Here is a 15,365-nt window from a genome sequence, read left to right as displayed (position 1 = left end):
CTCCCCCTCTCCTTCTCCGGCCTGCTGGGCCGGTTTCAGTGGACGTGTGCGTCACCGTGCGAGCAGGCCCGGCCAAGTCTCCTTGGACAGGAAGCTCTTTGTCGACGCTAAGACTTCTTGACCCGGACAGTCTTTGTCGACCGGGTCTCCAAAGTCATTTCGTCGGAGTCGGCGACCTTCGCCTTCAGTCGCACAGTACCTGTCGCCTCGTCCACGACGTCCACCACCTTCGCGAGCAGCTTGGCCGTATCCGAGTTGCCGAGGGCGCCCGCCAGTTGGACCGCGCGCCCCAGTTTGGCCGTCGCTCCGTCCAGATCGCCCGCTTTGCGTGCGTCGAGTCCGTGCTGGATGACCTGTGCCAGTTCGGCCTGCCCCGTGTAGTGCGCGACCTGGGGGTTGATCGAGGTGGACGCGGCCATGTCCTCGGTCCAGACGGCCCGTACCAGCCCCTGCGAGAGGGTCTGCACACTGCCGTCGGCCTGCGGAATCACCAGCGAGACACGGGCGGCCAGCATCTCCTGGCCCACCTCGGCGTTCGGCACCTCGATACAGAGGTGGTAGTCGCGGGACTCGTCGCCCCAGGAGCCGGTGGGGTAGTCGCCCGCGCGCGGGCCGACCATGGTGCGCCGGTCGGTCAACTCCTCGACGGTCGGTGCGACTTGTTTCACAAAACGCAGCTCCGCGCCGAGCGGTGTCCACAACCGCAGCGCGACGTCCGCGACCTCCTTGCCCATCGCGGACTCCATCATCTGCGTGAAGTCCTCGGTCAGGCCCTGTGGATCGGCGACGATGTCGGCCGAGCCGAGCAGTGCGGAGGCGATTCCTGTGACTTCTTTCACCTCCCAGTCCGTGCCCACGCCACGCGCGTCACAGGTGAAGCTGCCCGCGCAGGAGTCGAGAGCGGCCTTGAGGTCCTCCGGCGCCTCGTGCTCGTTACGGCCGTCGGTGAGCAGAATCCCGTGCCGGATGGAGACATCGGCCCGGGACAGCAGGCTGTCGGCGAGCCGCAGCCAGGTACCGATCGCCGTACCGCCGCCCGCCGACAGCTTGCGCAGCGCCTGCTTGGCCTCTTCCCGGGTACGGGTGTCGGCCACCGCGAGCGCCCCGCCGCCCGGGTAGACCTCCTTGGCCACGTGCGTACCGGCGATGACCGCGAACCGCACCCCGTCGCGCAGGGTGTCGATCGCCGCGGCCGTCGCCTCCCGCGCGCCGCGCATCTTGGCCGCCGGGTAGTCCATCGAGCCCGAGCAGTCGACCATGAGCGCCACCGCCGCGTCGGGTGCCCCCGGGCGGTACATGTGCGGTGCGGCGACCGCACTGCCCACCGTGCCGCCGCCGGTGGCGGTCACCGTGACGATCGCGTTGACCTCGCGGCCGCCCTCGGGCAGGTACTCGTTCTGGTACACCTCGACCGAGAACCGTGGTCCGTTCGGCTTCGAGAAATTCGCCATCCTTCAAGTCCCCCTAGACATGCGTGGGGCGCTTGTCCTTTTCAGCGGTTTCGCCGGACATCGAGCGCCTCAGGCCGATACTTCCCCCGTCGCCGGAGGCGGGAACGGCACCACCGCCACTGTTACGTTGTCGTGGCCCCCGCCGTCGAGGGCGTGACCGACCAGGACCTGGGCACTGTGCAGCGGGCGCTGGGAGGCGTCCACGGGCAGGACCCGCGCCAACTCCTCGGCCGCCTCGGCGTAGTTCCACAGGCCGTCCGTGCAGACCACCACGACACCGGGCCGGTCCGGTTTGAACGACGCGGTGTGCGGCTCCACCTCGTAGGCGTCGGCCCCGAGCCAGCCGGTGATCGCGTGCGCCCGCTCGTCCGCGTACGCCTCCGCCTCGCTCATCAGACCGTTGGCGACCATCTGCGCCGCCCAGGAGTCGTCCTCGGTGAGCCGGGCCGAGGGTGCGGCGCGGTCGACCGGCACCCAGTAGGCGCGGCTGTCGCCGACCCAGCCGACGGTGAGGAGTTCACCGGCGACCACGGCGCCGACCAGGGTGCACGCGGGCGCGTTCTGGTCGCTGTGCCCTTCGCCGGGTGCGGCAAGGGAGTTGACGGCCTCGGAGGCCGCCAGGATCGCCTCGTGCATGGCCTGCTGCGGGTGCGTGCCCCGGGGGAGCGCGGCGAGCAGGGTCTCGTTCGCCGCCCGTGAGGCGGCCAGCGAGGCCTCGTCGGGGCGGGTCGCCGAGGACACCCCGTCGCAGACGACCGCCACGACCGCCTCCGAGCCGTCCGGCAGCGCGGTCGAGGACACCGCGAAGGCGTCCTCGTTGCGGTGGTGGCGCAGGCCGCGGTCGCTGACCGCCGCGACGGCGCCCAACTCCTCTTCCAGATGGTCGCGTTCCCGGGGCTGGGCGTGGCCGCAGTTCTCGCAGTAGCCGTCGGTGTCGACCCGGCCCAGACGGCAGGCCACACACACCTTCCCGCCCACGACGGTCCCGGCGGCGGGCGTCTCCTGAGCCGCGGGCCCGCTGATCCGGGGATCGGCCGGAGCCGGTGCGGCCAGTGGGTAGTCGTCGCCCTCCGGCTGCCCGGCGGACCCGGCGCGCAGGTCGTGCCGTACCTCCCGCTGCTCCTCTTGCCCTTCGCCGGGCGGCAGTTCGTCGCCGCCCGAGTCGAGGCCGGGCAGCTCACCGCCGTCGTGCACCGGCACCGGACGGTCGGAGCTGTCCACCTCGGGCGCCTCGGGCCACTGGACCTCGGTCCCGGCCGCGTGCGCGCCCCCGGCGCCCTCGTGCTCCCGGGCGGTGCCGCCCTGCTCGTGCGCCGTGGCCGAGCCGGTCACGGACAGCGCGACCGTCGCGCGGTCGTCCGGATCGGACACAGCCGCCCTCGCCGCTAGATCGTGCCCGCAGGCACCGCAGAATCTGTCCTCCGCCTCGGCGGGCTCCGCACAGTTCGGGCACGTCGTGCCGGCTGCCGGCTGGTCCATCTGCGGCATCACTACACCCACGTCCGGGGACGGAAACGGTTTGCCCGTTCCACCAGTTCGATCCTCTCCTCGCCACGCTGCGCGAGCCTGGCGAGGGTGCGGTACGAGCGTTCCAGACCGAACCTCAGTCCGCGCTCGTCCAGTTCACTGCCGAGCAGCACGGTCCGCTGACCGCCCGGCGTTCCCGCGGCGCCCTGCCCCTGGCCTGTCGACAGTATCCAGTCCAGTGCCGTGCCCAGCACCTCGGTGGACAGGCGTTCGCGGCGCACCGCGTCGAGGCCGTAGCCGCCGAGCGCCTCCACCTGTACGGCCGCCGCGGTGAGTTCGGCCAGGAAGGGCATCGGCATGCCCGCGCCGTGCTGCTGCTCCGGCACCCCGACCCGCTGCCGCAGCCGCGCCCGGACCGAGGCCACCCGCGCCGCCGTGTAGTGGATCGAGGACTCCGGCACCGATTCGAGGCTGGCCACCGCGCCCTGCCGGTCCCCGACGGCCAGCTGCACCCGCGCCAGGCCGAAGGCCGCGCTGACATAGCTGGGGTCGGTGGTCCACACGAGCCGGTAGTACTCGGCCGCGTTGTCGAGCTGCCCGAGCACCTCGGCGCACACCCCGAGCGCGAGCTTCGGCGCGGGCTCACCGGGGAAGGCGTCGTAGACCGCGTCGAAGGACAGCGCCGCGTTCTCGTGGTCGCCGGTGGCCAGCGCGGTCACCCCGCGGTACCAGACCACCCGCCAGTCGTCCGGGTAGCCGCTCTCCAGTTCCGCCAACGAGGAGGCGGCCGAGGCGAGTTCACCCATTTCGAGCCGGGCCCGCAGTTCGCGCAGGCGCAGTTCGAGGGAGGCCGAGGGCGCCGAGTGCAGCGCGGCGAGCAGTTCGGACGGCGCCGAGGCGACCAGACCGGCCAGGAACCCGGCGTTCGGGTCGTTCGCGTCGACGCGCGGCACCGGCAGCGCGAGCGCGGCGGCCGGGGTGTCCAGGGTCCGTACGAGAGTGCCGGGCGCCGGGGCCGCGAGCTGGGCGGACGCTGCCGCGGGCGCGGAACCCTTGAGCCCGGGGAGCCTCCGTTTCGGCGCCTCCCGCAGACCCAGCCGCGAGACGTTGCCGTTCACCTCGGCGAACAGCTCGGTGTCGGTGACCTTCGTCTCCGGCCCGAACAGGGTGGACAGCGCGGGACGCGGGCGCCCCGACTGGAGCGCGACGACCTCGCGAAGGACGCCCGTCAGCTGCTCGGCCATCTCCTGCGCGGAGGCGAACCTGCGCGCCGGATCCGGGTCGGTCGCTCGTACCAACAGCCGGTAGAAGGACTCGTACCGCCGGAACACCTCGATGCTGTCCGGGTCCGGCAGCGAGTCGACGTAGACGTTGGTGTAGCCCTGGAAGTCGAAGGTGAGCACGGCGAGCGTACGGGCCACCGTGTACAGGTCGGAGGCGACCGAGGGGCCGACCTCCGCGACCTCGGGGGCCTGGTAGCCGACGGTGCCGTATATGGCCGACTCGTCGTCGTCCATCCTGCGCACCGCGCCCATGTCGATCAGCTTGAGCTGGTCCTCGGTCTGGATGGCGTTGTCGACCTTGAAGTCGCAGTACAGCAGGTTGCGGCTGTGCAGATGGCCGAGCGCCTCCAGGGCCTCGATGCCGTACGCGCAGGCCTGTTCCACCTGGAGCGGGTCGCGCTTGCCGCTCGGTGTACGGCGGCCGTTGGCGATCTCCTTGAGCGACTTGCCGCCGACGTACTCCATGACGATGTAGCCGTCGAGGGAGCCGGTGCGCTGGTCGAGGTGCTCGACGAAGTTGTAGATGCGCACGATGTTGGCGTGCTCGATCTCGGCGAGGAAGCGCCGCTCCGAGATCGCCGCCGCCATCGCGTCCTGGTCACCGGTGTCGAGCAGGCCCTTGAGGACGACCCAGCGGTCCGAGACCGCCCGGTCTATGGCGAGGTAGACCCAGCCCAGCCCGCCGTGCGCCAGACAGCCCACCACCTCGTACTGCCCGTGCACGATGTCGCCCGTGTTCAGCTTCGGCACGAAGGAGTACGGGTGCCCGCACTTGGTGCAGAAGCCCTCCGTGCGCCCGGGCCGGGTGCCGCGCGAACGGCCCACCGGCGCCCCGCAGTCGCCCCGCGAGCAGAACCGCTTGCGCTCGGGGACCTCCGGGTTCTGCTGCACCATCGCGCGCGGATCGGGCCGCGGCACGTCGGGCACCTGCACCAGGCCGACGCCGAGCCTGCCGCGCCCGGAGGATCCGCTGCTGCTGCCCGAACTGCGCACGGACACCGAGCGCGAGGAGGAACGGCCCGACAGGGCGCGCGAGAGCCGCCCCGAGACCGAGCGCCGCGAGGTCGACGAACGCGACGAGGAACGGGAGGAGGCGCGCGAGGAGCGCGACGAGTGCGAGGCCCGCGCGCTGGGTGCGGAGCCGCCGTCGCCGTGGCCGCCCCCGGTGACACCGGTCGTACTGGAGCCGACCATTCCGTTGGGCGAGACCACGGGGGCGAGCCCGCAGGTGTCGCAGTAGAGCTCACCGCCGCCCACGTCCTCGTAGGCGCCCGGGCAGCCCGGCCGCTGGCACGACTGTCCGCTCATGATTCCCCCTTCCGGTCCACGGGTCCGCCCTGTTCGGGAACCCTCGGTTCCAAGGCCTCGGCCGCTGCCTGCTGGTAGCGCCGCACCGCCGCCTCGGCGGCGCGCAGATCGCACGGCGCGCTCCACAGCATGCGGCGCGCGGCGTCGTAGCGCTCCATGAGGAACGGATCCTCCGCGTACCCGTGCCGGGCGACCTTGGCCTTGTAGGCGTCGAGGCGGCCGCGCAGTTCGGCGCGTACCGCCAGCGGTGCCGTCACCGCGGTCAACGACTCGCGGGCCCGCTGGAGTTCGTCCTCCGCGCGGACCTCGAGTTTCTCCAGGAGCGGCGAGAGCCGGTTCCACTGGCCGTTCCTGCGGTAGTCGGCGGCCGTGGCGAGCTGTTCCTGGAGCGCGGTGGCCGGTCCGGAGACGGCGGGCACGTCGAACGCGGCGATCTTCGCGAGCACTTCACCGCGCGCGGTACGCGCCTCGGCGAGCGTGCGGTCCGCGCGCGAGAGCAGGTCCCGCAGTTGCGCGAGACGGCTCTCGGCGTCCTGGCGGACGGCGAGCACCGCCTCGATGTCCCGGCGTACCTCCTCCAGGGCACGCGCCTGACGGTCGTAGCGCTCGGTGTCCGGCCGTCCGCCGCCGGGCGCCGAACTGCCCTCGGCGGGCCGCCAGAAGGCGAGCGGATCGCTCACCACCTGGCCGCGCAGCGAGGTCAGGGTCCGCGCGATGCGCTGGAGGTCGTCGCCCGCCGGGTGCTCTCCGGGGCGTACGCCCACCGAGTTGGCGAGGCTCAGGGTGCGCTGGAGTTCGGCCGAGAGCAGGTCTATCCGGGCGGGCAGCGCGGACCAGACGGCGTCCGAGGCGACGACGACGTCCAGCGAGTGTGCGTACAGCTTGTTCATCCGGTCGACGAGCTGCCCCAGCGTGAAGCTCTCGCTCAGCGCGGCCCCGCCGGTGATCGCGGCGGGCACTGAGGCCGCCCCGCCGGGGACGGTCACGCTCTGGCCGCGCAGTCTGCGTGTCAGCTCGGTGAAGTCCTCGCGGGTCAGCCAGCGCTTGGCGCCGCGCAGTTCGCGCGCCTCGTGCAGGGCCGCGGTGTAGGCGTCGAAGTACGACCACAGCAGGGTGATCGCGGCATCGGCGCCCGCCCAGCGCTCGGCCGTGACACCCGTCAGCTCCGCGCCTTCCAGGAGCCTGCGTCCGGCATGGTCCTGGAGGGCGAGCAGAGAGGTCTCCACCGCCTCGTGCTCGGCACCGAGCCGCGCCAGCGCACGGTCCACCTCGTCCCGGTCCATCACCGGCCCGGGGGGTCCCGCGACGCCCATCGATCACCTCTTGGTCTTCGTCGAGTGAAACCGTGCTCGAGTATCCGCGCCTGCACCGACGCCGTTCCTGCCGCCCTGCGCCCCGCTTCCCCTGTTCAACGCCGAGGGGTACCGAAACCGCCCGTGCTCAGCGGTACTTGGGCGCGGGCGGCCCGCTGGACGGACCCAGGTCGGCCGCCAGCCACTTCGTGTAGGACGTCTTCCAGCCACTCTTTCGGTAGTCCACCAGGATCTGGTTGACGCGGGCCACCAGGTCGGCGGCCTCCTTGTCCATCGCGATCCCGTAGTACTCCTTGGTGACCGGCTCGCCCTTCAGCTCGATCGTCGGGTCCTGGGCCGCCTGGCCCGCGCCGAGCGCGCCGTCGGTGACCACCGCCTCCACCTCGCCGAGCTGGAGCCGCACCAGGCAGTCGAGCTGGTTGGGCACCTTGACGGCGATGTCCTCGCCGTAGCCGTCGCTCTCCAGCTTGGTCTCGGCCGTCGAACCGCTCGCCACGCACAGCTTCTTGCCCTTGAGCGACTCGTCGTAGCCGGTGATCGCCGAGTCCTTGGGAGCGAGGACCTGCTGACCGGTCTCGAAGTAGGCGGTGGAGAAGGCGACTTGCTCGATGCGGTCGCAGTTGATCGTCATGGTCCGTACCACCATGTCGACCTGCCCGCTGTCGACCGCGGCGATGCGCTGGTTGGTGGGGATGGCGCGGAACAGCACCTTGTCGCGGTCGCCCAGGATCTTCTCGGCGATCTCGTGCGCCAGGTCGATGTCGAAGCCCTCCAGCGAACCACCGGGCTTGTTCGGGTCCCGGTAGCCCCAGTGGTAGCTGTTCTGGTCGACGCCGACCAGGAGCTTGCCGCGCTTCTTGATCTTGTCGATCGAGGGCCCATTCTTGTTCCCGGGCCGCAGGCTCGCCTCGGGGTTCTTGCAGGTGTCCGCGATCGGGCGGGCGTCCGCGACCCCCGGGCCGCCGCTCTGCGGCCGGTCCTCGCCGGGCTGCGAGTGCAGCACGGGCACCAGCACGAACAGGGCGGTCAGCACGATCGCCACCGCCATCGCCGCCACACCGCCCCAGCCGCGCAGCCGGTGCGTGGACGGTCGTGCCCTTGTGCCTGCCGGGGCACTGGTCACGGCATGCTCCTCAACTCCGCCTGTGGCGCCGGACTTCGGCTCCAGGGGCTCCCCATGTGCGCTGCCCACAGTGCCCCCTCTCACCGGTACTCCGAAAGCCTGCGCCCGATGCCGAGCAGTGCGGCCGCGGCGCCGAGCACCGCGAGCGCCACCGCGCCGACGACCAGGCCGCCCATCGCGTCCCGCCCGTCCTCGGCGGCATCGGTGAACTGTTCCTGCTCGTGGTCCACGGCCTCGCCGAGCGCCTTGTCGACCTGGTCGAAGGACTCGCCGGTGGGGTCCTTGTCCTGCGGCCCGATGACCTTGTCCAGCGCCTTCTCGTACTCGCCGCTGTCGTCCAGGGCCCGGGCCGCGGTGTGCCGCGAGGTCCACTCGCCGAGGCTGCTCACCGCGCGGGCCACCGGCTCCCGGCCGCTGCCGTCGTCGGCGAGACGACCGGCCTCGCCGAGCAGTCCGGAGTCCTTGTCGCCGAGCCGCTTGATCTGGCCCTGGTAGTCGACGTCGAACTTGTCCTTGGACTCCTTGCCGACGGTCACCGTCTCGGCGCCGCGGCTGACCAGGGTGAGGTTCTCGTTGCCGCGTGCCTTCAGGGCGGCGATCCGGGCGTCGTTGAGTACCTTCAGGGAGCGCACCGCGCCGTCGTGGGAGTCGTCCAGACCCGAGCGCGCCACGCTGTGCCCGACCACCAGCCAGAGCAACGCGACCGTCGTCGTCGCGGTCGCGGCGAGCAGTCCGTGGTTGAACACCCGGTTGGTGTGGCGGTAGTTGCGGTGCTGGGCCCAGGCCAGCGCGCCGAGGGCCGCCACACCGAGTCCTATCGCGATCCAGGGGTACGGGGTGGCCCGGTCGTAGTCGCCGCGCAGCCGCTCGTTCTCGTTCTTGTAGAGCTTCTCGGCGGCGGGCAGCATCTCGGTCTGCATGCGGTCGTTCGCGTACCGCAGATACGCGCCGCCCAGCGGCAGCCCCTTGCGGTTGTTGGCGCGCGCCCGCTCGATGAGGCCGGTGTAGCGGGGGAGGAGCTGGTTGAGGTCGGCTATCGCCTCGGCCGACTCCGAATCGGTGCCGGAGTTCGCCGCGGCCCGCGCGAGCTTCTCCGAGGCGCGCGCGATGTCGCGGTCGTAGCGCTCGCGCACCCGGGCCGGTTCGTTGCCGCCCGCGAGGAAGCCGCTGGAGGCGGCGGTGTTGGCGTCGGCCAGTGAGCGGTAGATCTCCGCGGCGTCACTGGTGAGCGGCTGGCTGCGGGTCAGTACGTCGTCCGCCGCGGCCGAGCGGTCCGACATCTCCCAGGCGGTCGCTGCGCCGAACACCACGACGAACAGGGCGAGTACGGCTCCGACGATCCGCAGTCGGCCGGGCTCGGTGGTGGCGACCGCCTTGAGCTGCTCGACACCCTCCGACCAGGCGGTGCGCCGCTGCGGCCCGGTTCCGCCCGGGCCGGCCGGTGGGCCGGCGGGCGTCGGCTGCGGCGGCACCGTGGGCATGGCGGGCCGCGCCGGGGCCGGCGGCGCCGTGCTGCCGTTCGGCGGGTGTGTCACCTGGACCTCCCCCTCGGTCGTCTCGCGGTCGCTTCCGCCCGGTCCAGGGCGGAAAACGCACGGGCGCAAGTATGGCCGCAGGGACCGACATCCACACCAGCGTTCCACGATCTTGTACGGAAGCGGCGCCTCCGGCTCCCACCGGCGCACCGCCCCTGCACCTTTACACGGGAACCACGGGGCAACGGTTCCCGGGGTGGCTCTCGGTGCACGTACGGTGACCTGACTGCGGCCGTTATAGGGCGAGTTGTCAGTATTTTTACGGGGCGTGAACGCCCGATGCGCGGGGGAGCGAAGGGGCCCGGCGCGTGGTGCCCCGGTTCGCGCCGCGGCGCACACGCCCGTGGAGTCGCCAAGTGGGCGCGCGCCGCCCGTCGAACCCGGTCCGGACTCGCGGTTGCCCTGACGGGACCGGCAGTTGACCTGCCCGGACAGGCGTCGACCCGCCCGGACCGGCAGTTGAGCGGCGTTGACCTACTTCGACAGGTTCTGCGGCGGGGCCAGCGGCGACGCGGCCGCGGACTGCGGCGAGGTGGTGGAGGCGTAGGCGGAGGGGGCGGCCATGCCCGCGGTGGGGTCGGCCGGTGCCTCGCCGTCGGCGGGTACGGGCAGCCCGCCCACGATGCGGATCCCGGACCGGTCGAAGGTCTGCTTGATGCGCCAGCGCAGTTCGCGCTCGACGCCGAGTGCCTTGCCGGGCATGGTCTTCGCCGAGACGCGCACGGTCATCTGGTCGATGAGCACGCTGTCCAGGCCGAGCACCTCGACGGGACCCCACAGGCGCTCGTTCCACGGCTCGGCCTTGGCGAGTTCCTCGCCGACCTCGGTGAGCGTCGCCTTGACCCGGTCCAGGTCCTCGTCCGGGCGGACGGTGACGTCCACACCGGCCGTCGCCCAGCCCTGGGAGAGGTTGCCGATCCGCTTGACCTCGCCGTTGCGCACGTACCAGATCTCGCCGTTGTCGCCGCGCAGCTTGGTGACCCGCAGGCCCACCTCGATGACCTCGCCGCTGGCCACACCCGCGTCGATGGAGTCGCCGACCCCGTACTGGTCCTCGAGGATCATGAAGACGCCGGACAGGAAGTCGGTGACCAGATTGCGCGCGCCGAAGCCGATCGCGACGCCCGCGACTCCGGCCGAGGCGAGCAGCGGCGCCAGGTTGATGTCGAAGGTGGAGAGCACCATCAGCGCGGCGGTGCCGAGGATCAGGAACGAGGCCACCGAGCGCAGCACCGAACCGATCGCCTGCGAACGCTGTCTGCGCCGCTCCACATTGACCAGGAGGCCACCGAGCGCGGTGCCGTCGACGGCCTGCACGGTGCGGTTCATCCGGTCTATGAGACGAGTGATCGCCCGGCGCACGACAAAGCGCAGCACCACCGCGATGACCGCGATCAGGAGTATGCGGAGCCCGACCTCCAGCCAGCTCGACCAGTTCTCCTCGAACCAGCCTGCCGCCTCGGTCACCCGGTCCGGGGTGTCCTGGACGGAGTCCTTGCGGTCGGTGGGACCGGCGGCGGCGAGGACGGACGAGAGCACGAGGAAAACCTCCAGGGTCGGGGCCTGCCCGCACGGAACCGGCGGTGACGAATGGGGGGTGGGCCGGGCGGGCAGCACATCCACACTAACGGGGCAGCTTGTGTGGATCGCCTTCGCAAATCGGGGGGAAACTGTGCTCAGCCCTGGTGGCTCCGGGTCCGGACGGCCCATGGCGTCCGCGCGGTGTGGCCCAAAACACTCCCGGCCCGTTACCGGTGCATGCTGGCGCTCCGACCAGGCATGAGGAGAGACTGACTGCAGATCGTCCCGGCGCGAGCCACGCGCCGCCGGCGTACAAGGAGGCATCCGTGCCGCATGTCCTGGTCCTCAACGCGTCGTACGAGCCCCTCGGCGTCGTACCGCTCCGCCGCGCGCTCGTCCTCGTCCTGGAGAACAAGGCAATCTGCCTTGAGGAATCCGGCGCCTTTATGCACAGCGCGACCCATACCGTGCCCGCACCCAGTGTGGTCCGGCTCAAGCGTTTCGTGCGGGTCCCCTACCGGGGGCCCGTTCCTCTCACCCGGCGGGCACTGTTCGCCCGCGACGGCGGCCGCTGCATGTACTGCGGCTCGGTCGCGACCAGCGTCGACCACGTGATTCCGCGCAGCCGTGGCGGACAACACGTCTGGGACAACGTCGTCGCCTCCTGCCGCCGCTGCAACCACGTCAAGGCCGACCGGCACCTGCGGGAACTCGGCTGGCGCCTGCGCCATGCGCCCGCCCCGCCGACCGGTCTGGCCTGGAGAATCATCGGCACGGGTCATCGCGACCCACGCTGGCTGCCCTATCTGCAGCCATACGGCGCAGAGGACGCCCTGGCCCGGATCGACGGCATCTCCGCCTGAGCATCCGGGCCTTCGTGTGTCCGCACGGGCCATGGGCGCGCACGATCGATGTGCGCGCCCCACCTGTGCGTCCGGCCGCCAGTGCGTACGGCCGCCTGTGAGTGAGGCGGCCTGTGCGTGCCCCGCAAGAAGCGGGCGCGCTAGCGCTGTCGCCGGTCGTCGCTGTCGTTCCGGTCGGCCTCGCCCGCCCCGTGGCCCTTCTCCTTCTTGTCGCTGCCAGGCTCGTCCGTCTCGTCTCTCTCGTCCGGCTCGTCTGCCTCATCCGGCTCGTCCGCACGGGAGCCGTACGCCTCCACCGACCACAGCGAGACTCCGTACGCGGCGGCTGCGGTCCCGCCCGCGCGTTCGTCGGCCACGACCCGTACGAAACGGACGTCGGCCGCGTCCACGCGCACGCTCTCGCGCCCGCCCCGGCCGTCCTCTATCCGTGCCGCCGTGCGCCAGTCCCGGCCGTCGGGGGAGACCTGTATCCGGTACGCGGAGGCGTAGGCGTCCTCCCAGCGCAGTACCAACTCGTCGATCCGGGCGGGCCGCCGCAGCTTCATCTGCCACCAGACGCCGTCCTTGGCGGGCGAGGACCAGCGCGAGCCCGCGTCGCCGTCCAGCGCGGCCGAGGCGGGGAAGTCGGCGCTCTCCTCGCCGGAGGCGGTGGCCCTGGCGCCGCGGGCGAGGTCCTCACCGGACGGGGTGCGGAAGACGGTCACCGTCAGCCGCGTGCTCTGCCCCGCGAAGGTGACCGGGATCTCGTACCGCCCCGGCTTCGCGTTCTTCGCCGCTGTGATCTCCAGCGGTACGTCGATCTCCCGGCCGCGCGGCAGCACGGTGCGCTCCGGGACCCGTACCGTCAGGCCGCGCGGGGCCTTCGCGGCGATCTCGTCGCGCACGTCGCCGGGGCGCCGCGAGGTCAGCGTGAGCCGGGCCGAGGCCCGGCCGCCGGGTTGGAGGTCGGTGGCCTGCCGGTCGAGCCGGAGTTCGGCAGCGGGGGAGTCCGCGTACCAGGCGCCGAGATCCTGTACGACGTTCTCGTTCCCGGTGCCGTTTCCAGGGCCGTTTCCGGTGCCGGAGTCGGTGGCCCGTACGCGGAGGGCGTCGGCTCGCAGGCGGCGGGCGTCGAGTTGGGTCCAGCCACTGGGGTCGAGGTCGCCGAGGCGCTGCCAGCCCCCGCCGGGCGCGCGGGCCTCGACGCGGCCCTCGGCGCCGGGTTCGCTCTGCACGGTGACCGCCGCGAGCGGCCGCGACTGGGTCACGCGCAGGGTGCGGTCGTCGCCGCCGGAGTCCTGGTCCTCCTTGGCCGCGTCGCTCCGCCCGTCCTGGCCGCCGGAGGTGCCGGTCCAGTTGTCGTACGCGGCCTCGGTCCGGTCGAGGAAGGCGTCGAGTGCGCCCTTGCCCACCGTGACGGTGCCCGCGGCGACGTCACGGCGTGCGTCCTTCAGTGCGCGCCGGGCCTGCCAGGCGCGCGCGCCGTCGGAGTGCGACTGCGCACGCAACATGTCGACCGCTGCCTCGCCCGCTCTGCCGTACGCCGCCAACTGTTCGATCCAGGGCGCCACTTCGCCGCTCAGCTCGCTGTCCCGGAGGTTCTCGGGTGCCTCGCGCATCACCGCGAAGGCGTCCCGCAGCGCGTCGGCGGCCCGGTCGGAGCGCTTGACGTCGTTGCTGCGGCGCCCCTGCCAGAAGGCCTCGGTCAACGGTTTCAGATAGGCGGACTCCTCGGTGCCGAGCACGGAGGAGGCGTCGTTGCCGGCCAGTGCCCGTACCGCCGCGCGGACCTTGGGGTCCCGGCCCGCGAGGGCGTCGATCGCCGCCTGCCAGGACGCGGCGGGACGGTAGTCGCGCGGGTTCCACGCGAAGTCGGCCGCCGTGAACAGCGGAATGCGGGAGGCCGCGGGCTGTTCCATCGCGTTGGCCAGCAGCGCCGAGGACCCGGCGGCCACGGCGGGCTCGCGGCCGGTGTAGGGGCCGAGGTGGATACGGTCCTCGGCGAAGTCGTTGACGGGGTAGTTGTCCATGGTGATCAGCGGGTGCTGCGCGCCGAAGGCCTCGCGGGCCGTGCGCAGTTCCCGGCCGGTGATCGTGCGCGGCACCACACCGACGCCGGTCCAGGCGACCTGGACGGTGGGCGAGAGCTCCCGGCCGAGCGCCGTGCGGTACTCGGTGGTGCCCTCCTGGTAGTACTCGGTGGGCATCAGGGAGAGCGGCTCCGCCTGCGGGTGGCGCTCGGCGAGATGCCGCGCGACCGCGTTCGCCACGTGCGCCTGCGCACGCGCCGCCGCCTCGGGCCCCGACCCGAAGGCGTCGGAGTCCCTGCCGCAGTGCCACTCGCTGTAACTCACGTCCTGGAACTGCAACTGGAAGGCGCGCACCCCGAGCGCCCACATCGCGTCGATCTTGCGGTTCAGCGCCCGCAGGTCCTGGTCCGAGGACAGACACATGCTCTGTCCGGGCGCCACCGCCCAGGCCAGCGTCACATGGTTGCGCCGCGCCCGTTCGGCCAGCGCCCGGAAGTCCGCGCGCTGCCCGGCGGGGTAGGGCTCACGCCACTGGGCGAGGCGGTACGGGTCGTCGCCGGGCGCGTACAGATAGCGGTTCTGCTTGGTGCGCCCCAGGAAGTCGAGCTGCGCGAGCCGCTGCTGCGAGCTCCACGGCGTTCCGTAGAAACCCTCCGTCAGGCCGCGTACGGGTGTCCCGGGCCAGTCGCGCACCAGGACACCGGCGATCCGGCGGCCCTCGGTCAACTGCCGCAGGGTCTGCACCGCGTGGAAGAGACCGTCCTCGCCGACTCCCGCGAGCGCCACCGTGTCCCGTCCGCCGACGCTGCCGACCGCGAGCCGGTAACCGCCGGAGGGCAGATCGCCGCGGTCCGGAGCACCGAGCTCGCGCAGGGCGTCGTCGAGCGCGGAGGCCGGGCCGCGATGAGTGGCCGGAGAGCCACCGGCGGCCGCGTCCTTGCCCATCCGCACCACGAGCGCGCGCCCGCGCGGCAGCGGGGCGTCCTCGGCGACGGTGAGGATCCGGCGGACCCCGGCGGCGCGCAGCTCGGTGCGCAGTGCCTCGACGGCGTAGGTGTCCGCACCCGGCCCGGTGACCAGGACCACCTCGTCGCCGAGTGCGACGCCCGCGCCCTTGGCGCGCATCGTCTGAGGGCGCGGGTACACGGCGGGCACTCCCGCCTCGCCGCGCCTGTCACGGTCCTCGCGGTCCTTGCCGCGCTGCCCCGCCTTGTCGCCCGCGTCGTCCGCGAGGACGCCCGGCGCGGTCGGCGCCGCGAAGGCGCCCTGCGCGCCGCCGAGCGCGCCCGCGATGACGGCCGCGGTCACGGCGACCGCACTCTTGCTGCGCCGCAGTCGCACAGCCACTCCTCGTCGTCCCGTCCGTTCGAAGCGTCGGTTTCCGGGCCGAAGTTCACCGTGCTCGGCCGAACCCGTACCGCAACCGACAGAAACACCGGCACCCTACGCAATCGCCCGGTCCCCGTCGGTGGCCGGAAAACCGCGCGAGTCG

The 15,365-nt window shown here is 72.3% G+C and carries 9 protein-coding genes; 1 reads left to right on the top strand and 8 read right to left on the bottom strand.

Annotation, left to right across the window (positions count from 1 at the left end):
* Positions 1–107 precede the first annotated feature (107 nt).
* The 7 genes from HUT18_RS08890 to HUT18_RS08860 form a co-directional block, all read right to left on the bottom strand.
* Positions 108–1,451: a VWA domain-containing protein gene (locus HUT18_RS08890; RefSeq protein WP_176099348.1), complete on the bottom strand. Its 1,344-nt coding sequence runs from the start codon at positions 1,449–1,451 to the stop codon at positions 108–110.
* A 69-nt stretch (positions 1,452–1,520) separates the two neighbouring features.
* A complete protein-coding gene (locus tag HUT18_RS08885) occupies positions 1,521–2,939 on the bottom strand; it encodes a PP2C family serine/threonine-protein phosphatase (RefSeq protein ID WP_176099346.1) in 1,419 nt (472 codons plus the stop codon).
* A 2-nt stretch (positions 2,940–2,941) separates the two neighbouring features.
* Positions 2,942–5,509, bottom strand: a complete 2,568-nt coding sequence (locus HUT18_RS08880; RefSeq protein WP_176099345.1) for a serine/threonine-protein kinase — start codon at positions 5,507–5,509, stop codon at positions 2,942–2,944.
* Positions 5,506–6,822: a hypothetical protein gene (locus HUT18_RS08875; protein WP_176099343.1), complete on the bottom strand. Its 1,317-nt coding sequence runs from the start codon at positions 6,820–6,822 to the stop codon at positions 5,506–5,508. The genes HUT18_RS08880 and HUT18_RS08875 overlap by 4 nt, the downstream gene beginning before the upstream one ends.
* A gap of 127 nt (positions 6,823–6,949) precedes the next feature.
* On the bottom strand, positions 6,950–7,945 hold the full coding sequence (locus HUT18_RS08870; protein ID WP_254878489.1) for a glutamate ABC transporter substrate-binding protein: 996 nt from the start codon (positions 7,943–7,945) through the stop codon (positions 6,950–6,952).
* An 80-nt stretch (positions 7,946–8,025) separates the two neighbouring features.
* Entirely contained in the window at positions 8,026–9,480 is a 1,455-nt protein-coding gene (locus HUT18_RS08865) for a hypothetical protein (protein WP_176099341.1), read from the bottom strand.
* Positions 9,481–9,954: 474 nt separating this feature from the next.
* Positions 9,955–11,019, bottom strand: coding sequence for a mechanosensitive ion channel family protein (locus tag HUT18_RS08860; RefSeq protein ID WP_176099339.1), 1,065 nt, complete (start codon positions 11,017–11,019; stop codon positions 9,955–9,957).
* 308 nt (positions 11,020–11,327) lie between these two features.
* Here HUT18_RS08860 and HUT18_RS08855 point away from each other — a divergent pair, with 308 nt between their 5' ends.
* Entirely contained in the window at positions 11,328–11,864 is a 537-nt protein-coding gene (locus HUT18_RS08855) for an HNH endonuclease (RefSeq protein ID WP_176099337.1), read from the top strand.
* Positions 11,865–12,004: 140 nt separating this feature from the next.
* On the opposite strand, the gene HUT18_RS08850 is transcribed toward HUT18_RS08855, so the two are convergent.
* On the bottom strand, positions 12,005–15,214 hold the full coding sequence (locus HUT18_RS08850; protein WP_176099335.1) for a beta-N-acetylglucosaminidase domain-containing protein: 3,210 nt from the start codon (positions 15,212–15,214) through the stop codon (positions 12,005–12,007).
* Positions 15,215–15,365 lie beyond the last annotated feature (151 nt).

The organism is Streptomyces sp. NA04227 (assembly GCF_013364195.1).
Lineage (GTDB): Bacteria > Actinomycetota > Actinomycetes > Streptomycetales > Streptomycetaceae > Streptomyces.
This window is presented reverse-complemented; position numbering and strand designations above follow the sequence as displayed.